Raw genomic sequence first — 26,283 nt, forward strand, 5'->3', positions numbered from 1 at the left:
TGACAACCTGATGGAACTGGTTGTTATGGTTGATGCTCTGCGTCGTGCTTCGGCAGGTCGTATCACCGCCGTTATCCCTTACTTCGGTTATGCTCGTCAGGACCGTCGTGTTCGTTCTGCTCGTGTGCCAATCACCGCGAAAGTGGTGGCGGATTTTCTGTCCAGCGTCGGCGTTGACCGCGTGCTGACCGTTGACCTGCACGCAGAACAGATCCAGGGCTTCTTCGATGTGCCAGTCGATAACGTGTTCGGCAGCCCAATCCTGCTGGAAGATATGCTGCAGCTGAACCTGGACAACCCGATTGTGGTTTCTCCGGACATCGGCGGCGTCGTGCGTGCCCGCGCTATCGCTAAACTGCTGAATGATACCGATATGGCTATCATCGACAAGCGCCGTCCGCGCGCCAACGTCTNCGACAACCTGATGGAACTGGTTGTTATGGTTGATGCTCTGCGTCGTGCTTCGGCAGGTCGTATCACCGCTGTTATCCCCTACTTCGGTTATGCTCGCCAGGACCGTCGTGTTCGTTCTGCTCGTGTGCCTATCACCGCGAAAGTGGTTGCTGACTTCCTGTCCAGCGTCGGCGTTGACCGCGTTCTGACCGTTGACCTGCACGCAGAACAAATTCAGGGCTTCTTTGACGTTCCGGTGGATAACGTATTCGGCAGCCCGATCCTGCTGGAAGATATGCTGCAGCTGAACCTGGATAACCCTATCGTGGTTTCTCCGGACATCGGCGGCGTGGTTCGCGCTCGCGCTATCGCCAAGCTGCTGAACGATACCGATATGGCTATCATCGACAAACGCCGTCCGCGCGCTAACGTTTCTCAGGTGATGCACATCATCGGTGACGTCGCCGGCCGTGACTGCGTAATGGTTGACGATATGATCGATACTGGCGGTACCCTGTGTAAAGCTGCGGAAGCGCTGAAAGAGCGCGGCGCGAAACGCGTATTCGCCTACGCCACGCACCCGATCTTCTCCGGCAACGCCATCCAGAACATCAAAAACTCTGTGATTGACGAATTCGTCGTCTGCGATACTATTCCGCTGACGCCGGAAATCAAAGCGCTGGAAAAGGTACGTACTCTGACGCTGTCTGGTATGCTGGCCGAAGCGATTCGTCGTATCAGCAACGAAGAATCTATCTCTGCTATGTTCGAACATTAATCGAGCCCGGCTCAAAAACCCGCTGCGGCGGGTTTTTTTGTCTCTGAACCTTTTATTCTCCACAAAATCATTCGGCATGCGTCAAGGCGGCAAGTGAATGAATCTCCGGCTGCGTACAGGCAGTACGAGATCGGGGTAAATGAACGCAGCCAACACAGAGGCATCCCGAAGGATGACGTGGAAATGACCGATGCCTCCTTCACCTGCCATTTAGTTGACAGATGATGCGCTCATGGATGAAACATTATTGTGAACAGATTATTTTCCTCACATGTGATGCCTTTCCGCGCCCTCATCGACGCTTGTTGGAAAGAAAAATATACCGCTTCGCGGTTTACTCGTGATGTGATTGCCGGGATTACCGTCGGGATTATCGCTATCCCGCTGGCGATGGCGCTGGCAATTGGCAGCGGGGTGGCGCCGCAGTACGGTCTCTATACCTCCGCGGTGGCGGGGATCGTAATTGCTTTAACCGGCGGCTCGCGCTTCAGCGTGTCCGGGCCAACCGCCGCTTTCGTGGTGATCCTCTACCCGGTCTCGCAGCAGTTCGGGCTCGCCGGGCTGCTGGTCGCCACCTTGATGTCGGGGATCTTCCTGATTCTTTTCGGCCTGGCGCGCTTTGGCCGCCTGATTGAGTATATTCCGCTATCGGTCACCCTCGGCTTCACCTCCGGGATCGGTATCACCATCGGTACCATGCAAATTAAAGATTTTCTCGGTCTGCAGATGGCCCACGTGCCTGAACATTATCTGCAGAAAGTCGGCGCGCTGGCGATGGCGCTGCCGACCATTAACCCCGGCGATGCCGCCATCGGCGTTGTCACGCTGGGCACGCTGATTATCTGGCCGCGTCTGGGGATTCGTCTGCCGGGCCACCTGCCGGCCCTGCTGGCGGGCTGCGCGGTGATGGGCGTGGTCAACCTGCTTGGCGGGCACGTCGCCACCATCGGCTCTCAGTTCCACTATATTCTCGCCGACGGCAGCCAGGGCAACGGTATTCCGCAGCTGCTGCCGCAGCTGGTGCTGCCGTGGGATATGCCCGGTTCGGACTTCACCCTCAGCTGGTCCTCGCTGCAGGCGCTGCTGCCGGCGGCGTTTTCCATGGCCATGCTCGGGGCGATTGAGTCCCTGCTGTGCGCCGTGGTGCTGGACGGCATGACCGGCACCAAACACAAGGCCAACAGCGAGCTGATTGGCCAGGGGCTCGGCAATATCGTCGCGCCGTTCTTCGGCGGCATTACCGCCACCGCCGCTATCGCCCGCTCGGCGGCCAACGTTCGCGCCGGGGCGACCTCGCCGGTTTCCGCCGTGATCCACGCGCTGCTGGTGATCATGGCGCTGCTGGTGCTTGCCCCTCTGCTCTCCTGGCTGCCGCTTTCCGCGATGGCGGCGCTGCTGCTGATGGTGGCATGGAATATGAGCGAAGCGCACAAGGTCGTTAACCTGCTGCGCTATGCGCCAAAAGACGACATTATCGTCATGCTGATGTGTATGTCGCTGACCGTCCTGTTTGATATGGTCATCGCTATTAGCGTCGGTATTGTGCTGGCTTCCCTGCTGTTTATGCGCCGGATCGCGCGGATGACCCGCCTCGCGCCGGTCAACGTTGAGGTTCCCGATGACGTACTGGTGCTGCGCGTCATTGGTCCGCTGTTTTTCGCCGCCGCGGAAGGGTTGTTTACCGATCTGGAAACGCGGATTGCTGGCAAGCGTATCGTCGTGCTGAAGTGGGATGCGGTGCCGGTGCTGGATGCCGGCGGGCTGGATGCCTTCCAGCGCTTCGTGAATAAGCTGCCGGAAGGCTGTGAGCTACGCGTGTCGAACCTGGAATTTCAGCCGCTGCGTACCCTGGCGCGGGCAGGCGTTAAGCCGATTCCGGGCCGCCTGAGCTTCTACCCGGACCGCAGCGCCGCGCTGGCGGATATTTAATTACCCGGCGGCAGGCCCCGGCGCCTGCCGCATCATTACGCCAATCGCCTGCTGAAGCCAGCCAAGCACCTCCGGCGTCATCCACGTTCCCTTCATTAAATGCGGCTCCCGCTCCATGGCATAACGAAACTTCTGCTGCGTGTGCGGATCCTTTCCCGCGTAAGACTGGAACAGCGCCAGCCAGCGCTGCGCCAGCTGCTGACCCTCCGCGGAGGCAGGCTCCCGCTTCTCACGACAGGCCCGATGCAGCTCGGCCACCAGCGCCGGCCACTCCATCAGGCGATCGAAATAGTGCTGCCGTGTAAAAGCCAGCTCTTCGGCGTTCAGATAGCGCGCCCAGATGGCCAGCTTGCTTTCGGCAAAAGCACGGGTAATGAAATCAATCATCTCCGGCGTCACCCCGGTTTGTTCGCGCATCTGCGGTTCGGCGGCGTGCATCTCATTCAGGCGAGTGAGAAACTCCGGCCTGCCGGCGGTATCCTGCTCCAGCTGCGCCATCCAGCGGGTGGCCAGCGCAATCGCCCGAGGCTCATCGGCCGGACAGCGTTCGCCCATAAGCTGCTGCGCTTCACCCACCAGCTCCAGCCATATCTGGTTACGCTGCGCATCCTGCTCTGCGAACGGCAGCACCTGTAATTCCTGTTGACTAAACCAGCGATCGTACATTTTCATCAGCTCCAGCGTTTGTAGCCAGGACTCCAGGTCGGGCTCGTCTCCGCAGTCCAGCTCTTCACGCAGCAGCGCCAGGCGCTGGCGCAGCGTGGAGAGGGTTTGCAGCTGCCGGTCGAGGGTGGCGATCTGCTTGACCAGCAGGTCGGACAGCGAGAAGGCGTCCCGGTCGAGATAGTCCTTGATAGTGGCGAGTTCCAGCCCGGCCTGCGCCAGCGCTTTGATCATATGCAGTCGCTGAACGGCCGCCAGATTATAGAGCCGGTAACCCGCCGCGCTTCTGGCCGAAGGCGTCAGCAGTCCCGTTTGTTCATAGTGATGTAGCGTGCGGACGGTTATGCCGGCGCGCTTCGCCAGTTCACCCACCTGAATTAACATGACTGCTCCTTTCGTTTACCAGTGGCGCCACTCTGCTGCCTGACGTGACGTCAGGGTCAAGCGTTCTGTACAGGAATTGTATTAGGCAGACGGTGGCGAAGAAAGACGAAGAGAGAAAGGAGAATTTGAGACACCAACAGGCGGGCAGCCTGAACGGGCGGCATGAAAGCGCACCAGCCGTTCACAACGGCTGGCGGTCTGGAATTCACTCAGCTGTGGCGATGCTGATCGCGGCGGCAGCGTTTATCGTAGTGGCGAACCCACCAGTATCTGTCGCTAACCTGTTCATGACCGCCGATACGGGCGCCAGCCAGCCACAGTACCGCGCCGACAAAGATACTCAAGATCGCGCCGTGTGCGAAAAACTGCGGCAGGTCAAGCTGCGGAAGCTGGTTTAGAATAGAATAACCAACGCCGACAACCATGACGACCAACCCCAACCCCATCAGCACATTACCGAGTAACGAAGCGTTTCTGCGTTTCATATGTCACCTCCGGAACCTTGGGTTGCATGGGAATATCCCCAAATCTTATAGGTGTAGTATAGACAATGGCCAATATAGCGATTGCGTGGACGATCACAGAAGCGAACATCTTGCCAACAAAAGTTTACAAATAACCCACTGAACAACATCAAATTCTAATTATTCAAACCCGTGATTATCTGTGGCGGGTGCGTTTCGCTGGCAGAATTTTGTCAACCGCGCGCGCAGACAGTACACTACGCGCCAGAGAACGATCCAAGCAGGATAAAAAAGTGAGCATAAAATTAATTGTCGGCCTGGCGAACCCCGGCGCTGAATACGCAGCGACCCGACATAACGCCGGCGCCTGGTACGTGGATTTACTGGCTGAACGCCACCGCGCGCCGCTGCGCGAAGAGAGCAAATTCTTCGGCTACACCTCGCGGATTAACCTTGCCGGCGAGGATGTCCGCCTGCTGGTGCCGACGACCTTTATGAACCTGAGCGGCAAAGCCGTCGGCGCGATGGCGACTTTCTTTCGCATCAACCCGGACGAAATCCTGGTCGCCCACGATGAGCTCGACTTACCGCCAGGCGTGGCTAAGTTTAAGCTGGGCGGCGGCCACGGCGGCCATAATGGCCTGAAGGACATCATCAGCAAGCTGGGCAATAACCCGAACTTTCACCGCTTACGCGTGGGAATCGGCCATCCGGGCGATAAAAATAAAGTTGTCGGTTTTGTGCTGGGCAAGCCGCCCGCCAGCGAACAGAAGCTGATTGATGAGGCCGTTGACGAAGCGGCGCGCTGCACCGAGGTGTGGCTGAAGGATGGCCTGACCAAGGCGACCAACCGTTTACACGCTTTTAAAGCGCAATAACCGGTCGGCGTGCGGAATTTTTGTCACGCACCGTGTATAATAGGCGAAGCTATTTACTTTTCTGCAATCTGTTCACTGTAACAGGTTGATTATCCAAAGATTAAGGTGATTTAAATCATGGGATTCAAATGCGGTATCGTCGGTTTGCCCAACGTCGGCAAATCCACCCTGTTCAATGCGCTCACTAAAGCGGGTATTGAAGCGGCCAACTTCCCCTTCTGTACCATTGAGCCGAACACCGGTGTCGTGCCGATGCCCGATCCGCGTCTGGACAAACTGGCTGAAATCGTCAAACCACAGCGTATTCTGCCAACCACGATGGAATTCGTTGATATCGCAGGCCTCGTTAAAGGCGCGTCGAAAGGTGAAGGCCTGGGCAACCAGTTTCTGACCAACATCCGCGAAACCGAAGCTATCGGTCACGTGGTGCGCTGTTTCGAAAACGACAACATTATCCACGTTAACAATAAAGTGGACCCGGCTGACGATATTGAAGTGATCAATACCGAACTGGCGCTCTCCGACCTGGATACCTGCGAACGCGCCATCCATCGCGTGCAGAAGAAAGCCAAAGGCGGCGATAAAGACGCGAAAGCCGAGCTGGCGGCGCTGGAAAAATGCCTGCCGCACCTTGAGAATGCCGGTATGCTGCGTTCGTTGAAAAATCTGACCGACGAAGACAAAGCGGCGATTAAATATCTGAGCTTCCTGACCCTGAAGCCGACCATGTATATCGCCAACGTCAACGAAGACGGCTTTGAGAACAACCCTTATCTCGATAAAGTCCGCGAAATCGCCGCCGCCGAAGGTTCTGTGGTGGTCGCCGTTTGCGCCGCCGTTGAGTCCGATATCGCCGAGCTGGACGATGCCGACCGCGATGAGTTTATGGCCGAGCTGGGTCTCGAAGAGCCGGGCCTGAACCGCGTTATCCGCGCCGGCTACGAGCTGCTGAACCTGCAGACCTACTTCACCGCAGGGGTGAAGGAAGTGCGCGCCTGGACTATCCCCGTCGGCGCCACTGCCCCGCAGGCCGCGGGTAAAATCCACACCGACTTTGAAAAAGGCTTTATCCGCGCGCAGACCATCGCCTATGAAGACTTTATTACCTATAAAGGCGAACAGGGTGCCAAAGAAGCCGGGAAAATGCGCGCTGAAGGTAAAGACTACATCGTGAAAGATGGCGATGTGATGAACTTCCTGTTCAACGTCTAAATAAAATTTGTTGTCTCATGAGGTTTCATTGAACCTCATGAACATCGAAAAAAACCACAAAATCCACGCAATTGCGTGGATTTTTCATTTCAGCAAGCGCGTAAGCAAGTCGCAGATGGAGTTAGCCCGACACAGGCTCGCCAGTTAGATAAGATCCGCAAGGTCAACGACGTCTCCAACACCTTTAAGCTGATCGCTAAAGAGTGGTTGCAGATGAAAGACTGGGCCGAAATTACCAAAACGCGCCGACTGGATATGCTTGAACGTGTGGTTTTCCCCGCAATAGGTAATCTCCCAATCAGAGAGGTCACTCCACACCACATCCTTAGAATTCTTCAAGAAACTGCTAAACGAGGAGCACCGACAGTTGCCGCTGAAGCTCGCCGCACCGTTTCATCAGTTTTTGAGTTAGCAGTTGCAACGCTTAGAGCTGATAGCGATCCTGTACGGCCTGTTCGCAAGGCCCTTCCGGCCAATAAGACACAGCACAAACAAGCACTGAATCCTCAGCAAATCGGAAAGTTATTAAACTGTTTTGATAATAGTCGTGGCTCGTACCAGGTTAACTATTGTATGTGGCTTATGTGGTGGACATTGACGCGTCCTGCAGAAGCCACCGAAGCAGAATGGACAGAATTCGATCTTGATAACGCCCTGTGGACAATTCCGGCAGCGCGAATGAAAGCCCGCAGAGAACACGTTATTCCCCTACCCTCCCAAGCTATCAAAATGCTCAGAACACTACAGGGATTAACCGGGCATCGGCAGCACCTTTTCCCGGGCAGGGATAATCCGTTAGGTCCAATGACATCGCACTCGCTGCGCCAGCTACGTAAAAGCCTCGGCTGGAGTGGTACATATAGCCCGCATGCAACCCGAACCACAGGAAGTACCCGTTTAAACGAGATGGGCTATCGACCTGATGCTATTGAGGCCCAACTTGCGCACGCTGATACCAACAATGTTCGTCGCACATACAACCATGCAACTTATCTTGATGAGCGAAAGGTTATGATGCAGGACTGGGCAAATAAACTTGAAGAATGGGTAGGAAGCGCGCGCAGCACTATTGATGTTTCGTAAACCATGATGTATTGGTCTGTTAATGCTGATTATTAACGATAATTTCCCATCAGATTATAAAAACTATATTTCAGTCTACATTTTTGTAACTATCTGATTATACGACCATTGTACTCTCCTCACCCAGCGTTATAATTTCTTAGCACCCATTAGCGCAGGATGTTCCCATGAGCCGATACCGTGTCTCTGGCAGTGAAGGACAATATGAGAAAAACTCCGATGAGCAAGTTCTGGCAAATAAGCTGGGGATTGCTGATTCTGGTGAGATGGACGAAGCGGAGCTTGTGCTGTTAGAGAAGCTCTATCACTGCATTTTTGAAGAGCAGTTTCCAGCAGGGCAGATCACCGTTGCTTTGCTGAAAAGCTGGCATCGCCGCTGGCTGGGAAACATCTATGAGTGGGCCGGGCAAGAAAGGACTGTCAATATCAGCAAAGGGGGCTTTATGTTCGCGCCCTCTGCACAGTTGCCAAAACTAATACACGAATTCGACGCTAAATACCTTGCCCGATATACACCATGCACTAACATGAGCGAAGAACAGATCATAGAGGCTATTGCTGTAACCCATGTAGAGCTGATACTCATCCATCCATTCCGGGAAGGCAATGGACGTTTATCACGACTTTTAGCTGATGTGATGGCAGTTCAGGGGGGACACAGGCCGCTGGATTATCAAAGCTGGGAGCAAAACAAAGCCGAATATATTTCGGCTATCCACGCAGGTATGTCAATGGACTACGGCCCGATGTGTTATTGGGTCGGTACTGCGTTAAGACGTGATTAAACAGCAAGACGAAGATGGGCGAACTTTTTGCGCGTCGCTTCAAGCGAAGCTTCGATCTTCTCAGAAGACTGCCCCGTCTCAACGGCGGTTGACGTTGCTACCGAGCGAACAATGTCAGCGCGAGACGGTTTAACGTAATACACCTGCGTTTTCTTGTCATTGCTCATCGCGATTCCTCAGCTATCGAATGTGTAATCTGTACTCATTATATCAAGGTTTCGACACGACTTCACATCATCTATAGCCCGACGTCATCAAGGGGCCATCTAGCTCTGATTTAGCACTGCACTGAATTTGGGCCAGGGTCAGTGGTAACTAGCCTCAGATAGCAGCATCAACTAAAGTGAGTACAGACATGAGTATGAAAATAAAAATCAAAAATAAAAACATTAAATATCAATTCAATAAATATCAAATCACGATTCAACGTCTAAGCGTTTCTTCGCCGTCATGCCCTCCACAAAATCCACGCGCTCGCGTGGATTTTTTATTGCCCGCCGTTCCCGTCAGTTCTGACCCGCCGCCAGCGAATATTTCTTTATTTTGCGATACAGCGTGGCGATGCCGATGCCCAGCTCATCCGCCGCCTGCTTTTTATTACTGTAGCGAGAGAGCGCATCGCGGATCATCTGCCGCTCCATCTCCTCCAGCGCCGTCACATTCTCCTCCTGAGTGAGGGTCGCTGGCGCTGAAGCCGACGACGTCGCCTGGCTCGCCGCTTCTCCGCTGCTTAACAGATTCGGCGGCAGCAGCGACATATCGATGATTTCTCCCGACGGCACCACGTTGACCAGGTACTCCATCAGGTTGCTGAGTTCGCGAATATTGCCCGGCCAGCGATAGCGCTTAAGGAAATCGATCACGTCCTGCGCGACGCCGGGATAAACCAGATTGAGACGACCGGTATGCAGATGCAGGAAATAGTGAATCAGCAGTTCAATGTCGTCCTGACGTTCGCGCAGCGGCGGCAGACGCAGCGGAATCACGTTCAGACGATAGTAGAGATCTTCGCGGAACTTCCCTTCCGCGATGTACTGTTCCAGGTTTTGATTGGTCGCGGATATGATACGAATATCGACCTGAACCGGATGGCTGGCGCCCACCGGCTGAATCTCACGTGACTCAATGGCCCGCAGCAGCTTGGCCTGCAGAGTGAGCGGCATATCGCCAATTTCGTCAAGAAACAGCGTCCCGCTATTGGCCGCCTGAATCAGGCCGGTCTTACCGTTTGCCGATGCGCCGGTAAACGCCCCCTTCACGTAGCCAAACAGTTCGCTTTCTAACAGCTGCTCGGGTATCGCGGCGCAGTTAATCGCGATAAAGGGCTTCGCATGGCGATCGCTGAGCTTGTGGATAGCGCGGGCAACCACCTCTTTCCCGGTCCCGCTTTCACCGGCAATCATCACGCTGGAGGGGCTCGGGGCCACGCGGCTGATCAGCTTTTTAAGCTGCCGCATAGGTCGACACTCCCCCACCATCGCCTCAATCTGCGGCCCTTCCTGCCCGCAGCTGAAATCGGCCGAAGAGTGCGACTGATGGAACGCCATTAAAAATAACCACTGATCCTGCACCGCGTGCAGCTGGCCGATAATGAGCTCCTTGCGATCGTCAAAGGAGATAATGTGCTGCATATGGCCGTGCTTGAAATTATCTTCGAAGGTCAACGGCTGAAACTGGATTGACTTACCAATCACCTGTCCCTGAGTGACGCTCATTATTTTCAAAGCGGCCTGGTTGGCAAATTTGACTCTTTGATCGTTGCCCACGACCAGTACGCCCTGATCCATATTTTCGATCATGGTTAAAAATATTTTATGGATATTGTCGCCGACCGCCCGCTCCTGCAAAAAGCGGGAAACGAATATGGTTGAGACATGACGAACATAATCAGAAAACTCCTGGATATTCGCATTTATACGTTCCTGCTGCTCGCGCGTCAGCGCAACCAGGCTAATAACGCCGACGCAGCGGTCGTGATACATCACCGGCGTGCCAAGAAAGGCTTTCTCTTCGCATTTCTCCTTATTGTTACAGTCTTTACACAGGGGGTCGAAGCGGGAGTGGGTAACGACCTTCTCGGTCTGTGTTTCAATAATGTAACGCAGAAGCCGTGAATTTGAATTTAATTTATAGCCAATCTGTTTACTATAAGCGCCAGTTCCGGCGACCCGGTATAATTCGTTATCAACAATCTCGACCTCCAGCTGCAGCACGCTGGATAGCATCCTTGCAAACTTTTGAATTGTAGGCTGAATCTGCATTAAAATGGAGGGTGCTTTGGACGGTATCATGTCTATCGGCCTTCTATTATTGCTCACCTGTTCGGCGTCAAGCGAAGCGGCTTTATTTATCTGCGGGGAATGATACCACTCCTTTTAGCCACCCGCGTTGATATAGATAGGGCCAATTCCCCCACCTTATCTTAAATATGCAAGAGCTATCACAGTTTCTTATCATTATGATAAATTTGCCGCGGTTTTTATCATATTGGCGCAATGTGAAGATGATAATCGCATTATTTACGGCGGCAACCCGCGCCTGTCCCGCAGAAATGGACGGCGGGGGGGATATTTTCACCTTTCTCTTCCCGGGATAACTCGCCTGAATTCGTGACAGACCTGGCATAATCTTAACTATTCAATCCTCTCCGCCGCCTCTCCCGGAGGATTTGGCACGCTTATTGTTAGTGGTAATACAGCGCTGGCAGTCGCTAATTCGGCAACTCTGCATATCCGACCGCACAGCAATCAATAAGCCGTCATTCACGACCAGGATTGAAACATGAAAACTGTTAACGAACTGATTAAGGATATCAATAAACTTAACTCTCATCTCAGTGAGAAAGACTTTCTGCTGACCTGGGAACAATCGCCGGATGAGCTGAAACAGGTGCTGGACGTCGCCGCCGCGCTAAAAACGCTACGCGCTGAAAATATCGCCACCAAAGTGTTTAACAGCGGATTGGGTATTTCCGTGTTCCGCGATAACTCAACCCGTACCCGCTTCTCCTACGCTTCCGCGCTTAACCTGTTAGGGCTGGCGCAACAGGATCTGGATGAGGGGAAATCGCAGATTGCCCACGGCGAAACGGTCCGTGAAACCGCCAACATGATCTCATTCTGCGCCGACGCCATCGGCATTCGCGATGACATGTTCCTTGGCGCGGGCAACGCCTACATGCGCGAAGTCGGCGAAGCGCTGGACGACGGCCACAAGCAGGGCGTCCTGCCGCAGCGACCGGCGCTGATCAATCTGCAGTGCGATATCGACCACCCGACGCAATCCATGGCCGATCTCGCCTGGCTGCGCGAGCACTTCGGTTCGCTGGAGAATCTGAAAGGTAAGAAGATCGCCATGACCTGGGCCTACTCGCCGAGCTATGGCAAACCCCTCTCGGTGCCGCAGGGCATTATCGGCCTGATGACCCGCTTCGGTATGGACGTCACCCTCGCCCACCCGGAAGGGTACGACCTGATCCCTGACGTTATCGAAGTGGCAAAAAACAATGCCCAGGCCTCCGGCGGCAGCTTCCGCCAGGTGAACAGCATGGAGGAAGCCTTTAAAGACGCCGATATCGTCTATCCGAAATCCTGGGCGCCGTACAAGGTAATGGAAAAACGCACCGAGCTGCTGCGCACAAATGACCATGAAGGTCTGAAGGCGCTGGAGAAAGCCTGCCTTGAGCAGAACGCCGGCCATAAAGACTGGCACTGTACGGAAGAGATGATGAAGCACACCCGCGACGGTGAAGCGCTGTATATGCACTGCCTGCCGGCGGATATCACCGGCGTCTCCTGCGACGCGGGCGAAGTCACCGAGGGAGTCTTCGAGAAGTACCGGATCCCGACCTACAAAGAGGCCAGCTGGAAGCCGTACATCATCGCCGCGATGATCGTCTGCCGCAAATACGCGAACCCGGGCAAGGTGCTGGAGCAGCTGCTCAAGGAAGCGCAGAAACGCATCAAATAATCCCCAGGCTGGCCTGCGGGCCAGCCCCACGACTTTCGCATTTCAAAAAGGATAAGGATCGAGTATGTCTGCTTTCTCACTGAAAATGGATATTGCCGAAAACCGTTTTTTTAACGGAGAGATTTCACCGCTGTTTTCACGCCAGCAGGCGCAGCAGGCTCGCCGCTTTCATCAAAAGATCGCCGGCTATCAGCCTACGCCGCTGGTGGCGCTGAACGAACTTTCCGCGCTGTTTGGGGTACAAAAAATCCTCGTTAAAGATGAATCCCGGCGCTTTGGCCTCAACGCCTTCAAAATGCTCGGCGGCTCTTATGCTATCGCCCGGCTGCTGTGTGAAAAATATCATTTAGATATCAACGATCTCTCCTTCGAAACGCTCAAATCCAGCATCAAAGAGAAGATGACGTTCGCCACCACCACCGACGGCAACCACGGCCGCGGCGTGGCGTGGGCAGCCCGCCAGTTAGGCCAGAACGCCGTCATCTATATGCCGAAAGGCTCAGCGCAGGAGCGGGTTGACGCCATACTGCGCCTCGGCGCCGAGTGTATCGTCACCGATATGAACTACGACGACACCGTCCGCTTTACCATGCAGACCGCGCAGAAAAACGGCTGGGAGGTGGTGCAGGACACCGCCTGGGAAGGCTATACGAAAATTCCGACCTGGATTATGCAGGGCTACGCCACCCTCGCCGATGAAACGGTAGAACAGCTCTCCTCAATGGGTATCGCCCGTCCGACGCACGTGCTTCTGCAGGGCGGCGTGGGGGCGATGGCGGGCGGCGTGCTGGGCTACCTGGCCGATGTCTACGGCGCGAAGCATCTCCATTCCATTATCGTCGAGCCGGAGCTGGCCGACTGTCTCTACCGCTCTGCGCTGAAGGGCCAGATCGTCAACGTCAGCGGCGATATGGCCACCATTATGGCCGGTCTCGCCTGCGGTGAGCCCAACCCGCTGGGCTGGGAAGTGCTGCGCAACTGCGCCACGCAGTTCGTCTCCTGTCAGGACGCCGTCGCCGCCCTCGGCATGCGGGTGCTGGGAAACCCGGCGGGCCAGGATCCGCGCGTTATTTCCGGCGAATCCGGCGCCGTCGGTCTCGGCCTGCTGGCGGCGATTCATTTCCATCCGCAGCGCGAAGCGCTGATGCACAAGCTCAAGCTGGATAGCGATTCCGTGGTGCTGGTGATTAGCACCGAAGGCGACACCGACGTTAAGCACTATCGCGAAGTCGTCTGGGAAGGCAAACATCCGGCCGCGCAGTAGCCGATTGATCAACATTCCTCCCGCCCGGCGGGACCCCCGTATTCAGAACTGGAGAACATCCTTATGGCTAAGCAAATTCCGTTCAACGCGATCCTGGAAAAATCAAAACAATACGAAAAAGAGATGACCCGCTTCCTGCGCGATATGATCGCCATCCCCAGCGAAAGCAGCGATGAGAAGCGCGTGGTGCACCGTATCAAAGAGGAGATGGAGAAAGTCGGGTTCGACAAAGTGGAAATCGATCCGATGGGTAACGTGCTGGGCTACATCGGTCACGGCCCGCGTCTGGTCGCCATGGACGCGCACATTGATACCGTCGGCATTGGCAACATCAAGAACTGGAACTTCGACCCGTACGAAGGTATGGAGACCGATGAGCTGATCGGCGGACGCGGCGCGTCTGACCAGGAGGGCGGAATGGCCTCCATGGTTTACGCCGGTAAAATCATTAAAGATCTGGGCCTGGAAGATGAGTATACCCTGCTGGTGACCGGTACCGTTCAGGAAGAGGATTGCGACGGCCTGTGCTGGCAGTACATTATTGAACAATCCGGCATACGTCCGGAATTCGTGGTCAGCACCGAACCTACCGACTGCCAGATTTACCGCGGCCAGCGCGGGCGTATGGAGATCCGCGTGGAGGTTCAGGGCGTCAGCTGCCACGGCTCCGCCCCGGAGCGCGGCGATAACGCCATCTTCAAAATGGCGCCCGTTCTCACCGAGCTGGAACAGCTTTCGCACAAGCTGGGCGATGACGAATTCCTCGGCAAAGGCACCCTGACCGTTTCCGAGATTTTCTTCACCTCGCCGAGCCGCTGCGCGGTAGCGGATAGCTGCGCCGTCTCCATTGACCGCCGTCTGACCTGGGGCGAAACCTGGGAAGGCGCGCTGGAAGAGATCCGCGCGCTGCCGGCGGTGAAAAAAGCCGCCGCGGTGGTCTCGATGTACAACTACGAACGCCCCTCCTGGACCGGCCTGGTCTACCCGACCGAATGCTACTTCCCGACCTGGAAAGTGGAAGAGAACCACTTCACCGTTCGCGCCCTGAGCAACGCCTATGAAGGTCTGTTCGGCAAAGCGCCGGTGGTGGATAAGTGGACCTTCTCCACCAACGGCGTCTCCATTATGGGCCGCCACGGCATTCCGGTTATCGGCTTTGGGCCTGGGAAAGAGCCGGAGGCGCATGCGCCGAATGAGAAAACCTGGAAATCGCATCTGGTAACCTGCGCCGCGATGTATGCCGCTATCCCGCTGAGCTGGCTGGCCACGGAGTAATTGTTCGTCCTGTCTGCCGCCGCGCTCTGCGGCGGTATGTTGAGGTTTCTATGCGCGTACTGATTAAAAATGGCCTCGTCGTCAACGCCGACGGACAGCTAAAGCAGGACCTGCTCATTGAAGATGGCCTCGTCAAGCGCCTTGCCAGTTCTATTGAGGCAGAACAACCCTGCGAAGTGATTGACGCCGAGGGCTGCTACGTGATGCCCGGCGGCGTCGACGTTCATACGCATTTCAATATTGATGTGGGTCTCGCCCGCAGCTGCGATGATTTCTTTACCGGCACCCGGGCCGCGGCCTGCGGCGGTACCACCACTATTGTTGATCATATGGGCTTCGGGCCCGTCGGCTGCCACCTGCGCCACCAGTTCGAGGTCTATCGCGGCTACGCCGCCTATAAAGCCGTTATCGACTACAGTTTTCACGGCGTTATCCAGCACGTTAACCACGGCATTCTCGACGAGATCCCGATGATGGTGGATAGCGGCATCAGCAGCTTTAAGCTCTATCTGACCTACCAGTACAAACTCAGCGATGATGAGATATTGCAGGCGATGCGCCACCTGCAGCGCGCCGGCGCGCTGACGACGGTGCATCCGGAAAACGATGCCGCCATCGCCCAGCGCCGGGCGGAATTTATCAACGCCGGTAAAACCGCGCCGCGCTATCACGCCCTGAGCCGCCCGCTGGAGTGCGAGGCGGAAGCCATCGCCCGAACGATCAACCTCGCGCAGCTGGCGGGAAACGCGCCGCTGTATATCGTGCATCTTTCCAACGCCCTGGGCCTAGAGTACCTGCGCCTCGCCAGAAGACGCCACCAGCCGGTGTGGGTGGAGACCTGTCCGCAGTATCTGCTGCTCGACGAGCGCTGCTACGAGCGCGAAGACGCGCTTAACTATCTGCTCAGCCCTCCCCTGCGCAACGCCAGCAACAACGATGCGCTATGGCGCGGTATCCATGATGGAGATATTGACACGGTCGCCACCGACCACTGCGCGTTCTCTGCGCAGCAGCGCAGGCAGATCTCCGGCGGCGACTTTAGCCGCTGCCCGAACGGCCTGCCGGGGGTGGAAAACCGCCTGCTGCTGCTGTTTTCGCACGGCGTGATGACCGGGCGCATCACCCCTGAGCGCTTTGTGGCGCTCACCAGCGCCAACCCGGCGAAGCTGTTTGGCCTGTGGCCGCAGAAGGGGCTGCTGGCGCCCGGCGCCGATGGCGACGTGGTTATCATCGATCCGCAGCGTACCACCACCATCCGTCATGCCATGCTGCACGACAACGCCGACTATTCACCCTATGAAGGCTTTATCTGTCAGGGCGCGATTCGCCAGACGCTCTCCCACGGCAGAGTGATCTTTGATAACGGCACCTTTACCGGCATCGCCGGACAGGGCCGCTTTTTACGCCGACAACCCTTTTCCACCGCTCACCAGGCCGTCAGCGGAACAGAAACGTAATGAGAGGAAGCTATGAGTAAAAAAATTGTTCTCGCTCTCGGCGGGAATGCGCTGGGCGACGATCTCGCCGGACAGATGCAGGCCGTACGACACACCGCACGGACGATCGTCGATCTTATCGCCCTTGGCCACCAGGTGGTGGTCACTCACGGCAACGGTCCGCAGGTGGGCATGATCAACCAGGCCTTCGAGGCCGCGGCAAAAACCGAGGCCCATACGCCCATGCTGCCGATGTCGGTCTGCGTGGCCCTGAGCCAGGGCTACATCGGCTACGACCTGCAGAACGCGATTCGTGAAGAACTGCTAACGCGCCAGCTGGATATCCCGGTGGCGACCTTGATAACCCAGGTGGAAGTGGACGCTAACGATAAGGCATTTCTTAATCCGACCAAGCCCATCGGCTCGTTCTTCAGCAAAGAAGAGGCCGAAAAGCTGAGCCAAAACGGCTACATCATGAAAGAGGACGCCGGGCGCGGCTACCGTCGCGTCGTCGCGTCGCCCATGCCGGTAGATATTATCGAGAAACAAACGGTAAAAGCGCTGATGGATGACTGCCACGTGGTGATCACCGTCGGCGGCGGCGGCATTCCGGTGATTCGCGAGGGTAACCATCTGCGCGGCGCCAGCGCGGTTATCGATAAGGACTGGGCCAGCGCGAAGCTGGCGGAGATGATCGACGCCGACCTGCTGATCATTCTCACCGCCGTAGAAAAGGTGGCGATCAACTTCGGTAAACCTGACGAGCAGTGGCTGGATAACCTCTCCCTGCGCGATGCCGAACGCTTTATCGAAGAGGGGCACTTTGCCAAAGGCTCAATGCTGCCAAAAGTGGAAGCCGCCGCCGCCTTCGCCCGCTCAGGGCCGGGGCGTAAAGCGCTGATCACGATGCTGAGCAAAGCCAAAGAGGGGATTGAAGGAAAAACGGGCACCATTATTAGCCAATAAGCTGTACGCCACGGGTTGCCGGGAACCTCCCGGCAACATTTCTCCTCGCAGAAGCTCAGACCTCCACCGCCTCAGCCAGACAATCCGGCTGGCACGCTTGCCTCACCTGGTTCATCAGCCCCCCCGGCGCGCCGTTTTTCACCTGCAGGATCTCCGCCAGCACGCTGATGGCAATCTCGTTTGGCGTCTCGGCGCCGATGTCATAGCCAATCGGCGCCCGCAGACGGCTGATATCCGCCTCCGTTACGCCGTTTTCCCGCATCTGGCGGACAAAGGCCTGCACTTTCCGCCGGCTGGCCAGCAGCCCCAGCCACGCCACCGGCTGGGTTATCAGCCTGTCCAGCGCCTCCCGATCCTGGTTGTTGGTGGCAATCAGCACGAAATCCTGCGGCCGGACCGCCATCGCCTCCACTACGTCCGTAAAGCTGGCAGCGTGCACCAGCCGCGCCGAAAGCGGAAAAGCGTCGGGGCAAAGGCTGGCGGAATAGATATCGCCGACGCAGATGTCAAAATCCACCCGCGCCGCGGCGTGGGCAACCGCGCGGTTGACGTGCCCGGCGCCGACCAGCAGCAGGCGCGGGCGCAGGCCGTGCACGCTGATGTAAACCGACATCGCGCCGCCGCAGTCGGAGCCCACGGCGTCGCTGCCGGTGCGCGCCATGCGGCCGTGAAACATTCGCGACGCCCGTTCGCGCAGCGCTTCCAGCGCCGCATCGATGACTTTACGCTCCACCATTCCGCCGCCAATGGTGCCCACAATCGAACCGTCCTCCCGGATAAGCATCTGAGCGGAGTGTCGGGGGGTGGAGCCCCGACTTTCGACAATCTGCGCCAGGGCAAAGGGGCGATTCTGCTCCTCAAGTCGTGCTGCTTCTGCAAAAATATTCATACCAACCTCAAAGGCGATGTTTACGGCTCTATTTGTTTACCTGCGATATTTCCCGGGTTCTCAGTTTGAGAGTTTACCCGGCGTTGAAATAGCGTCGCAGCGACCCGTATCGACTATGCAATATTTATACTTAGCCGCCGTTTTTCATCGCAAATTGTGAGACAGGTCATTTCGTTAGCCGTAATGACGCTGCAACCGGGATCCTACGCCGAATATTTCCTCTGTCGCCGCGGTAAAAGAAAGCCGCCCGCTGAAATCACCGCCGAACGGTCGGCATAAATTATCATTCTGATATTCAGGATCTGATTTTGAGAAATCTCGCCGAATGATAAAGCGTATTGATTTGAGTTCTCATTTCCCCGCTGTGGAATTATTCACGCATTCGCGTCGAGTTTCGACCTGGTTCACAAATTAATTATTCTACCGCCGCGGTTTGAATAACTGGTGTGATTGTTGCTCCTCTTTCGTTATCCGTCGGGATGATTACCACCGGCAATGTCGATCTTACAATGATATCTAAGGAGAGGGTTATGGGAGATATAATGCGTCCCGTGCCGTTTGAGGAGCTTTTAACGCGCATTTTCGACGAGTACCAGAGTCAGCGGACTATTTTTGGCATCCCCGAGCAACAGTTTTATACGCCGCAGGCGCAGCGGTCGATCGGCGTATTCGGCGAAAGCTGCGCGACGCCGCTCGGCCCGGCAGCCGGGCCGCATACCCAGCTGGCGCAGAACATTATTACCGCCTGGCTAACCGGCGGGCGGTTTATCGAGCTGAAAACCGTACAGATCCTTGACCGCCTGGAGCTGGAAAAGCCCTGCATCGATGCCGAAGATGAGTGCTTCAACACCGAGTGGTCCACCGAATTTACCCTCAAAAAAGCCTGGGATGAGTACCTGAAAGCCTGGTTCACGCTGCATCTGCTGGAGCAGGTCTTTCCGCTGGGCACCGATAAAGAGAGCAAGTCGTTTATTTTCAATATGAGCGTCGGCTACAACCTTGACGGTATTAAGCAGCCGCCAATGCAGGAATTTATCGACAACATGATGGACGCCTCCGCCCATCCTAAATTCGCCCAGTACCGCGACACCCTGAACCGCTGGCTGCAAAATAGAACCTTTATCGACAGCCTGCCAACCTGCGCGCGCAAAGACGGGCTGGACAATCTGGCTCAACGCGTGCCGGCCAGGCTGGTTCAGGGCGTCACCCTCTCAACCATGCACGGCTGCCCGCCGGACGAGATCGAAGCCATCTGCCGCTATATGCTGACGGAGAAAAATCTCAATACCTTTGTGAAGCTCAACCCGACCCTGCTCGGCTATCCGCGCGTTCGCCAGATCCTCGACGCCTGCGGCTTCGGCTATATCGGCCTTAGCGAAGCGTCGTTTGACCACGACCTTAAGATCGACCGGGCGCTGGAGATGCTGACGCGCCTGATGGCGCTGGCGAAAGCGCGCAGCCTCGGCTTTGGCGTCAAGCTGACCAACACCCTCGGCACCGTCAACAACAAGGGAGCGCTGCCGGGAGATGAAATGTATATGTCCGGCCGCGCGCTATTCCCGCTATCGATCAACGTAGCCGCCCTGCTCTCGCGGGCGTTTGACGGCAAGCTGCCGATCTCCTACTCCGGCGGCGCCAGCCAGCTCAACATCCGCGAGATTTTCGACACCGGCATTCGCCCTATCACCATGGCCACCGACCTGCTGAAGCCGGGAGGATATCTGCGCCTGAGCGAGTGCATGCGCGAGCTGGAGAAAGCCGACGGCTGGAACATGACGCAGATCGACGTCGAGCGCCTCAACGCACTGGCGGAAAAAGCGGTGAGCATGGACTACACCCAGAAACAGTGGAAGCCGGAAGAGCGCATTGATACCGGCGAGCCGCTGCCGCTGCTGGACTGCTACGTCGCCCCCTGCGTGACGGCCTGCGCCATCAAGCAGGATATTCCGGAGTATATCCGCCTGCTGGGCGAGCATCGCTACGCCGACGCGCTGGAGCTGATCTATCAGCGCAACGCGTTGCCGGCCATCACCGGTCATATCTGCGACCACCAGTGCCAGTACAACTGTACGCGTCTGGATTACGACAGCGCGCTCAACATCCGTGAGCTGAAAAAAGTGGCGCTGGAGAAAGGCTGGGACGAGTACCGCAGCCGCTGGCATAAGCCCGCGGGATCCGGCTCCCGGCACCCGGTAGCGGTGATCGGCGCAGGCCCTGCCGGTCTCGCCGCCGGATACTTCCTCGCCCGCGCCGGGCATCCGGTCACGGTTTTTGAACGCGAAGCCAGCGCCGGGGGCGTGGTGAAGAATATCATTCCGCAGTTCCGCATTCCCGGCGAGCTTATCCAGCACGATATCGATTTTGTCGTCGCCCACGGCGTCAAAATTGAGTACGGCTGCGATCCGCATCTGAGCGTGGAAAAACTGCAGGCGAAGGGTTTTCGTTACGTGCTGGTCGGCACCGGTACCGATAAAAACAGCGGCGTGAAGCTGGGCGGCGATAACCAGAACGTGCATAAGTCGCTGCAGTTCCTGCGCGAGTTTAACCGCGGCGCCGAGCTGAACCTGGGCAAACGCGTGGCCGTGGTCGGCGCCGGCAACACCGCCATGGACTGCGCCCGCGCGGCGCTGCGCGTACCCGGCGTGCAGAGCGCGACCATCGTCTATCGCCGCTCGCAGCAAGAGATGCCCGCCTGGCGCGAAGAGTACGATGAGGCGCTGCTCGACGGCGTCGACTTCGAGTGGCTATGCAACCCGGAACAGTTTAACGCCGACGGGACGCTCGTCGTACGCGTCATGAAGCTCGGCGAGCCGGATGAGAAAGGCCGCCGCCGCCCGGTGGAGACCGATGAGATTCGCACCCTGCAAGTCGACTCTCTGATTACCGCCATCGGCGAGCAGCAGGACGGCGAAGCGCTGTCGGCAATGGGGATCCCGCTCGACCCGCAGGGCTGGCCGGTGGTCAACGCCGATGGCGAGACCAGCAAACCGAACGTTTTCCTGATCGGCGACGTTCAGCGCGGCCCCTCTTCTATCGTCTCCGCTATCGGCAACGCGCGACGGGCCACGGACGCGATCCTGGCCCGGGAAAATATCGCCAGCAGCTACGGAAACAAAGTCTGGAACAACGTCGATCCGGCGAAGGTGTACCAGCGTAAAGGCGCCATCGCCGTCACGCTGGTGGATAAAAACCAGCGCGAGGCTTTTGTCGAGCAGGAAGCCAGCCGCTGCCTGGAGTGCAACTACGTGTGCAGCAAGTGCGTCGACGTCTGTCCGAACCGCGCCAATATTTCCGTGGCCGTGCCGGGCTTCCAGAATCGCTTCCAGACCCTGCATCTGGACGCTTATTGCAACGAATGCGGCAACTGCGCTCAGTTCTGCCCGTGGCAGGGAAAACCGTATAAAGACAAAATCACCGTGTTCAGCCTGGAGCAGGATTTTGTCAACAGCACCAATCCGGGCTTCTTCGTCGCGGGCGCCAGCGTCAAAGTGCGTCAGGACGACCAGACGTGGCAGCTGGAAATTAACGACCGCGGCCAGTTTAACGAGGTACCGGCCCAGCTGGACGCCATGTGCCGCATCATAAGCCATATTCATCAGCACCAAAGCTATCTTCTCGGAGGCGTTGAAGTATGAGTATCCTGATCCTGAAAAATGCCACCGCCGCGCAGATCTATCCGGCGAAAGTGTGGGAGAACGTCGATATCGCCATTGAGAGCGATAAAATTCTCGCCGTCGGCCCCGGCCTGTGCCAGCGCTATCCACAGGCGCAGGTGAAAGAGATGCGCGGGCAGCTGGTGATGCCCGGCATGGTCTGCTCCCACAATCACTTTTATTCCGGCCTGTCCCGGGGGATTCAGGCCAATATCGCCCCCAGCCCGGACTTTATCTCCACGCTGAAAAACCTGTGGTGGCGCCTTGACCGGGCGCTGGACGAAGAGTCGCTCTACTACAGCGGGCTGATCTGCGCCATGGAGGCCGTGCGCAGCGGCTGCACGGCGGTTGTCGATCATCATGCGTCGCCCCACTATATCGCGGGCTCCCTGAGCCAGCTGCGCAACGCCTTCCTCAAAATCGGGCTGCGCGGGATGACCTGCTTCGAAACCACCGACCGCAACTTTGGCAGCCGCGAGCTGCGCGACAGCGTTGAGGAGAACATTCGCTTCGCCAGAGAGATCGACGCCGCGCGCGAAAAGGGCGACCAGCCTTATCTGGTCGAGGCCCATATCGGCGCCCATGCGCCGTTCACCGTGCCGGATGAAGGTCTGGCGATGCTGCGTGAAGCGCTAAAAGCCACCGGCCGCGGCCTGCATATCCACGCGGCGGAAGACCGCTACGATGTCTCTCACAGCCATCACCTTTACGGCAAAGACCTGCTGGTGCGGCTGGCGGAGTTCGACCTTATCAACAGTAAGACGCTGATTGCCCACGGCCTGTACATCTCCGATGCCGACGTCGAGCTGCTCAACGCGCAGGACGGCTTCCTGGTGCACAACGCCCGCTCCAACATGAACAACCACGTCGGCTACAACCCCCGCCTGCCGCAGATGCGCAATCTGGCGCTCGGCACCGACGGCATCGGTTCCGACATGTTCGAGGAGATGAAGTTTGCCTTCTTTAAACACCGCGACGCCGGCGGGCCGCTGTGGCCGGACAGCTTCGCGAAGGCGCTGAGCAACGGCAATGAACTGTTGAATCGCAACTTCAACGCCCGCTTTGGCCGCCTTGAGGCGGGCTATAAAGCGGACCTCACCATTTGCGACTATATGGCGCCGACGCCGCTTATCGCGGAAAACATCGCCGGACATATCGCCTTCGGTCTGGGGGCAAACAGCGTGCGCAGCGTCATGGTGAACGGCGTGATGATCTACGAGGATCGCCAGTTCAGCTTCGACTGCGAGCCGATATTCCGCGAAGCGCAGAAAGTGGCGAAAAAAATGTGGGCGCGAATGGATGCGCTCCCCGCGTAGCCCGCGTAAAAACGCTAAACCGGCCTGGCAGGCCGGTTTTTTTTGCTGACAGAACGCGGGCGTATGAAATTGCCCGGCAGCTTCCGCGCCGCCGGGCGCGAGGTTTACAGCGACAGCAGCGCGGCGGTGGCGATATTGCGCTGCTTTTGCAGCGCGCTGAGCTGCTCTTCGGTCATGATACTCAGCGCCGCCGTCGGGCAGACATCAACGCAGGCGGGGCCGCGCTCCCGGGTGCCGCAAAGATCGCACTTAACGATAACCGGCGTCACACCGGCCTCCACCTCAATGGTAATCGCCCCAAACGGGCAGGCGACCACGCAGCTCTGGCAGCCAATGCAGCGCCCGCCGTCGGCCTCCACTTTCTCCGCCCCCATGCTCAGCGCCCCGGTCGGGCAGGCGCCCACGCAGGGCGCATTCTCGCACTGATGACACATCACCGGCACGCTAAGCTCGTCGAGGCGCATCACCTTCAGGCGGGGATGAAACTCCGCCCCCGGCGCCACGTGTTCCAGCGCACAGGCTACCTCACAGGTCCTGCAGCCGATGCAGGCCTGCGAACTGGCAACGATAAAACGAGTCATATCTCCTCCCGGGCCGTGAATTGCATCAACATCTCGCTGGCCGCCTGCCGCCCGGCGACCATGGCGGTAACCACCAGGTCCGCGCCGGTCACGGCATCGCCGCCGGCAAAGATTTTGTCATGGCTGGTTTGCGTCGTTCCGCGCCCTTTGCCGCCGGTCACTATCTGCCCCCAGCGGTCCAGCTTTATCCCGTGGCCGCGCAGCCACGGCATCTCGTGAGCCTGAAAGCCAAACGCCATAATGAGCACATCGGCTTTAAGTTCAAACCCGGAATCCGGGATCGGCTGCGGCCGGCGGCGGCCGTCCGGGCCCGGCTCGCCCATCTTCGTGCGGATCATCTCCACCGCGCAGACCTGCCCCTTGCGGTTGAGCTGAATGCGCTGCGGCTGCACGTTAAACTCAAATTTCACCCCCTCTTCCCGCGCGTTCACCACCTCTTTTTTCGATCCGGGCATGCTCAGCTCATCGCGACGGTAGGCGCAGGTCACGCTCGCTGCGCCGCGGCGAACGGCGGTGCGCAGGCAGTCCATCGCCGTATCTCCCCCGCCAAGCACCACCACCCGTTTCCCCTTAATGTCGGTCAGGGGATACTCGGGGCTCTCTTCGAGCCCCATCACCTCGCGGGTGCTGGCAATCAGGAACGGCAGGGCCTGAATCACGCCGGGGGCGTTCTCTCCCTCCAGGCCGGCGGCCATCAGACCGTAGGTGCCCACGCCAAGGAAGACGGCGTCATAGTTTTTCACCAGATCGGCAAAAGCCACGTCGCGCCCCACCTCCTGGTTGAGATGAAAATTGACGCCCATGGCGCTAAAAATGTCGCGTCGCTTCTCAAGCACGTTTTTATCCAGCTTGAACGGCGGAATACCGAAGGTCAGCAGGCCGCCGATTTCCGGATGGCGATCGAACACGTCAACGTGCACGCCCGCGCGCACGAGAATATCGGCGCAGCCCAGTCCGGCGGGCCCGGCGCCAATCACCGCCACCCGCTCCGGGCGCGGGGCTACTTTGCCGATTGTCGGTCGCCAGCCCATCGCCAGCGCGGTATCGGTGATATAGCGCTCAAGGTTGCCAATGGCGACCGAGCCGCCTTCGTTCTTTAAGGTGCAGGCCCCTTCGCACAGCCTGTCCTGCGGACAGACGCGGCCGCAAATCTCCGGCAGGGAACTGCTCTGATGGCACAGCTCCGCCGCCTCGATAATCTTGCCCTCGCTCACCAGGCGGATGAAATCGGGAATATGATTATGTAAAGGACAGGTCCAGTTGCACCACGCTTTCTGCGCGCAGTAGAGACAGCGTTCGCTCTCATACTCCGCATCGCACTCGCTCAGCGGCTGATAGATTTCGCCGAAGTGCTGCATGCGGTCATCGGCGGGCACTTTTTTCGCGCCCACCCGCGGAGGTTTATTGAGTATCGCGCTGCGTCTGGCGCCGCGAACGGCGCCCAGCGGGGTTTCCAGCGCGGAGCGAATCTGCCGCGCGCTACGCAGCCGGTTAACGGCGGCCTCATCCATCAGTTGCAGCGCCTGGGTTGGACAGCTGGCCACGCACGCCTGCTGACCGGAAGGATGCTGGCTGCAAAGATCGCATTTCTGCGCCAGCTGCGGCGCGTCGTCATCGTTGGCCACCATCTCAATGGCTCCAAAGGGACAGGCGATGACGCAGTTTTTACAGCCGATGCACAGCGCCTCTGTAAACTGAACGCTGTCGTTCGCCACGCGCAGCGCCTGGGTCGGACAGGCGCCGACGCAGGGCGCGTCGTTGCAGTGGCGGCAGGTCGTCGCGCTGCTGGCGTGGCGGTGGAAGAACACCCGAATGCGCGGCAGAAAGTCGCTGCGCTGCCGGGGCCAGCTGTCCTGGCGATGAGAGGTGACGCAGGCCACTTCACAGGCGTGGCAGCCAATACAGTTTGCAGAATCGGCAACAATAAATTTATTCATTTGCTTCCCTTTATTATTCCAGGACTCACCGGGAAGCAATGCAATAATCAGGCGCTTTTGTTCAGGGTATTCATATGGTGCTTATTTTTGCGAGCCGTCTCAAAAAAAACAGGCCCACTCCCGCTAAGCGGCGCGATATATATCCGCTCTCGCTGAACAAAAATTATTCTCCGCGCTCAGGGTTTAATCATGTTGATAATTCAACGTATCGCGCGTGATACCAAAATGAGACGCTCCCTGTCTCAATGTGATAGCGCGCGTTTATTCACCACGAGATTTATTTGAGAAGTTTCGCAGCGCGTCGATATTCCCGCCTTTTTCTCGTGAGTTATTTCACACAATTCTCCTTCAATCCTCCAGGCGCTTATTTTTGGCACAGCTTACGCATATTACTTCTCGTGCGCGCAACACGCTGATGAACGCATCGG

Annotated in this window: 18 protein-coding genes and 3 pseudogenes; 14 read left to right on the plus strand and 7 right to left on the minus strand. The window is 57.5% G+C overall.

Annotated elements, in window-relative coordinates:
• Window positions 1–25 precede the first annotated feature (25 nt).
• From prs to dauA, 3 genes and pseudogenes are all read left to right on the plus strand, one after another.
• A pseudogene (gene prs / locus FQK12_RS27565) lies at window positions 26–349 on the plus strand (ribose-phosphate diphosphokinase); the annotation flags it as partial.
• A 54-nt stretch (window positions 350–403) separates the two neighbouring features.
• Window positions 404–1,171 (plus strand): annotated as a pseudogene (locus FQK12_RS27570) (ribose-phosphate pyrophosphokinase); the annotation flags it as partial.
• A 249-nt stretch (window positions 1,172–1,420) separates the two neighbouring features.
• Window positions 1,421–3,100 (plus strand): C4-dicarboxylic acid transporter DauA, encoded by a 1,680-nt coding sequence (gene dauA, locus FQK12_RS04145; protein WP_014229756.1) that lies wholly within the window; start codon window positions 1,421–1,423, stop codon window positions 3,098–3,100.
• Here the strand turns inward: dauA and FQK12_RS04150 are convergent, their stop codons facing one another.
• Window positions 3,101–4,147, minus strand: coding sequence for a MerR family transcriptional regulator (locus tag FQK12_RS04150; RefSeq protein WP_014229757.1), 1,047 nt, complete (start codon window positions 4,145–4,147; stop codon window positions 3,101–3,103). It lies immediately after the preceding gene.
• A gap of 209 nt (window positions 4,148–4,356) precedes the next feature.
• Window positions 4,357–4,632: a stress-induced protein YchH gene (gene ychH / locus FQK12_RS04155; RefSeq protein ID WP_004103160.1), complete on the minus strand. Its 276-nt coding sequence runs from the start codon at window positions 4,630–4,632 to the stop codon at window positions 4,357–4,359.
• A gap of 272 nt (window positions 4,633–4,904) precedes the next feature.
• Here ychH and pth point away from each other — a divergent pair, with 272 nt between their 5' ends.
• The 4 genes from pth (at window position 4,905) to FQK12_RS04175 (ending at window position 8,569) form a co-directional block, all read left to right on the plus strand.
• Window positions 4,905–5,489 carry an aminoacyl-tRNA hydrolase gene (gene pth, locus FQK12_RS04160; RefSeq protein WP_004121831.1) on the plus strand — a complete coding sequence of 195 codons (585 nt, stop codon included), beginning with the start codon at window positions 4,905–4,907 and terminating at the stop codon, window positions 5,487–5,489.
• 117 nt (window positions 5,490–5,606) lie between these two features.
• Entirely contained in the window at window positions 5,607–6,701 is a 1,095-nt protein-coding gene (ychF, locus tag FQK12_RS04165; protein ID WP_004103162.1) for a redox-regulated ATPase YchF, read from the plus strand.
• 75 nt (window positions 6,702–6,776) lie between these two features.
• The gene (locus FQK12_RS04170) at window positions 6,777–7,784 is read left to right on the plus strand and encodes a tyrosine-type recombinase/integrase (protein ID WP_014229758.1); all 1,008 of its coding nucleotides are present in this window, start codon (window positions 6,777–6,779) and stop codon (window positions 7,782–7,784) included.
• A gap of 167 nt (window positions 7,785–7,951) precedes the next feature.
• Window positions 7,952–8,569 carry a Fic/DOC family protein gene (locus tag FQK12_RS04175; RefSeq protein WP_014229759.1) on the plus strand — a complete coding sequence of 206 codons (618 nt, stop codon included), beginning with the start codon at window positions 7,952–7,954 and terminating at the stop codon, window positions 8,567–8,569.
• On the opposite strand, the gene FQK12_RS27230 is transcribed toward FQK12_RS04175, so the two are convergent.
• Window positions 8,566–8,736, minus strand: a complete 171-nt coding sequence (locus FQK12_RS27230) for a hypothetical protein (protein ID WP_004900141.1) — start codon at window positions 8,734–8,736, stop codon at window positions 8,566–8,568. The genes FQK12_RS04175 and FQK12_RS27230 overlap by 4 nt on opposite strands.
• A 339-nt stretch (window positions 8,737–9,075) precedes the next feature.
• The gene (locus FQK12_RS04180; RefSeq protein WP_025108444.1) at window positions 9,076–10,860 is read right to left on the minus strand and encodes a sigma-54 interaction domain-containing protein; all 1,785 of its coding nucleotides are present in this window, start codon (window positions 10,858–10,860) and stop codon (window positions 9,076–9,078) included.
• Between the two features lie 490 nt (window positions 10,861–11,350).
• On the opposite strand from FQK12_RS04180, the gene ygeW reads away from it, so the two are divergent.
• From ygeW to arcC, 5 genes are all read left to right on the plus strand, one after another.
• Window positions 11,351–12,538 carry a knotted carbamoyltransferase YgeW gene (ygeW, locus tag FQK12_RS04190; RefSeq protein ID WP_014229761.1) on the plus strand — a complete coding sequence of 396 codons (1,188 nt, stop codon included), beginning with the start codon at window positions 11,351–11,353 and terminating at the stop codon, window positions 12,536–12,538.
• A 64-nt stretch (window positions 12,539–12,602) separates the two neighbouring features.
• Window positions 12,603–13,802, plus strand: a complete 1,200-nt coding sequence (dpaL, locus tag FQK12_RS04195; RefSeq protein ID WP_014229762.1) for a diaminopropionate ammonia-lyase — start codon at window positions 12,603–12,605, stop codon at window positions 13,800–13,802.
• A gap of 63 nt (window positions 13,803–13,865) precedes the next feature.
• Window positions 13,866–15,077 carry a YgeY family selenium metabolism-linked hydrolase gene (locus tag FQK12_RS04200; protein ID WP_004851906.1) on the plus strand — a complete coding sequence of 404 codons (1,212 nt, stop codon included), beginning with the start codon at window positions 13,866–13,868 and terminating at the stop codon, window positions 15,075–15,077.
• Window positions 15,078–15,127: 50 nt separating this feature from the next.
• Window positions 15,128–16,534 (plus strand): dihydropyrimidinase, encoded by a 1,407-nt coding sequence (gene hydA, locus FQK12_RS04205; protein WP_014229763.1) that lies wholly within the window; start codon window positions 15,128–15,130, stop codon window positions 16,532–16,534.
• A 12-nt stretch (window positions 16,535–16,546) separates the two neighbouring features.
• Window positions 16,547–17,479 carry a carbamate kinase gene (gene arcC, locus FQK12_RS04210; RefSeq protein ID WP_014229764.1) on the plus strand — a complete coding sequence of 311 codons (933 nt, stop codon included), beginning with the start codon at window positions 16,547–16,549 and terminating at the stop codon, window positions 17,477–17,479.
• Window positions 17,480–17,591: 112 nt separating this feature from the next.
• Here the strand turns inward: arcC and FQK12_RS04215 are convergent.
• Window positions 17,592–18,368 (minus strand): annotated as a pseudogene (locus tag FQK12_RS04215) (XdhC family protein); the annotation flags it as partial.
• Window positions 18,369–18,898: 530 nt separating this feature from the next.
• Between FQK12_RS04215 and ygfK the strand changes: the two are divergent.
• Together ygfK and ssnA are read left to right on the plus strand one after the other, a co-directional pair.
• Window positions 18,899–22,003 carry a putative selenate reductase subunit YgfK gene (gene ygfK, locus FQK12_RS04225; protein ID WP_014229766.1) on the plus strand — a complete coding sequence of 1,035 codons (3,105 nt, stop codon included), beginning with the start codon at window positions 18,899–18,901 and terminating at the stop codon, window positions 22,001–22,003.
• 2 nt (window positions 22,004–22,005) lie between these two features.
• Entirely contained in the window at window positions 22,006–23,337 is a 1,332-nt protein-coding gene (ssnA, locus tag FQK12_RS04230) for a putative aminohydrolase SsnA (RefSeq protein WP_162933644.1), read from the plus strand.
• A gap of 104 nt (window positions 23,338–23,441) precedes the next feature.
• Here the strand turns inward: ssnA and FQK12_RS04235 are convergent, their stop codons facing one another.
• Together FQK12_RS04235 and ygfT are read right to left on the minus strand one after the other, a co-directional pair.
• The gene (locus tag FQK12_RS04235) at window positions 23,442–23,918 is read right to left on the minus strand and encodes a 4Fe-4S dicluster domain-containing protein (protein WP_014229768.1); all 477 of its coding nucleotides are present in this window, start codon (window positions 23,916–23,918) and stop codon (window positions 23,442–23,444) included.
• Window positions 23,915–25,855: a formate-dependent uric acid utilization protein YgfT gene (ygfT, locus tag FQK12_RS04240; RefSeq protein WP_014229769.1), complete on the minus strand. Its 1,941-nt coding sequence runs from the start codon at window positions 25,853–25,855 to the stop codon at window positions 23,915–23,917. The genes FQK12_RS04235 and ygfT overlap by 4 nt, the downstream gene beginning before the upstream one ends.
• Between the last annotated feature and the right edge of the window lie 428 nt (window positions 25,856–26,283).

The sequence above is a fragment of the Klebsiella sp. ME-303 genome, assembly GCF_007910085.1.
Lineage (GTDB): Bacteria > Pseudomonadota > Gammaproteobacteria > Enterobacterales > Enterobacteriaceae > Klebsiella > Klebsiella michiganensis.

Excerpts from the sequence above, each read along its gene's own strand:
- FQK12_RS04150 (WP_014229757.1), bottom strand. The coding sequence starts at position 4,147 with ATGTTAATTCAGGTGGGTGAACTGGCGAAGCGCGCCGGCATAACCGTC.
- ychH (WP_004103160.1), bottom strand. The coding sequence starts at position 4,632 with ATGAAACGCAGAAACGCTTCGTTACTCGGTAATGTGCTGATGGGGTTG.
- ychF (WP_004103162.1), top strand. The coding sequence starts at position 5,607 with ATGGGATTCAAATGCGGTATCGTCGGTTTGCCCAACGTCGGCAAATCC.
- FQK12_RS04175 (WP_014229759.1), top strand. The coding sequence starts at position 7,952 with ATGAGCCGATACCGTGTCTCTGGCAGTGAAGGACAATATGAGAAAAAC.
- FQK12_RS27230 (WP_004900141.1), bottom strand. The coding sequence starts at position 8,736 with ATGAGCAATGACAAGAAAACGCAGGTGTATTACGTTAAACCGTCTCGC.
- FQK12_RS04180 (WP_025108444.1), bottom strand. The coding sequence starts at position 10,860 with ATGATACCGTCCAAAGCACCCTCCATTTTAATGCAGATTCAGCCTACA.
- ygeW (WP_014229761.1), top strand. The coding sequence starts at position 11,351 with ATGAAAACTGTTAACGAACTGATTAAGGATATCAATAAACTTAACTCT.
- dpaL (WP_014229762.1), top strand. The coding sequence starts at position 12,603 with ATGTCTGCTTTCTCACTGAAAATGGATATTGCCGAAAACCGTTTTTTT.
- FQK12_RS04200 (WP_004851906.1), top strand. The coding sequence starts at position 13,866 with ATGGCTAAGCAAATTCCGTTCAACGCGATCCTGGAAAAATCAAAACAA.
- hydA (WP_014229763.1), top strand. The coding sequence starts at position 15,128 with ATGCGCGTACTGATTAAAAATGGCCTCGTCGTCAACGCCGACGGACAG.
- arcC (WP_014229764.1), top strand. The coding sequence starts at position 16,547 with ATGAGTAAAAAAATTGTTCTCGCTCTCGGCGGGAATGCGCTGGGCGAC.
- ygfK (WP_014229766.1), top strand. The coding sequence starts at position 18,899 with ATGGGAGATATAATGCGTCCCGTGCCGTTTGAGGAGCTTTTAACGCGC.
- FQK12_RS04235 (WP_014229768.1), bottom strand. The coding sequence starts at position 23,918 with ATGACTCGTTTTATCGTTGCCAGTTCGCAGGCCTGCATCGGCTGCAGG.
- ygfT (WP_014229769.1), bottom strand. The coding sequence starts at position 25,855 with ATGAATAAATTTATTGTTGCCGATTCTGCAAACTGTATTGGCTGCCAC.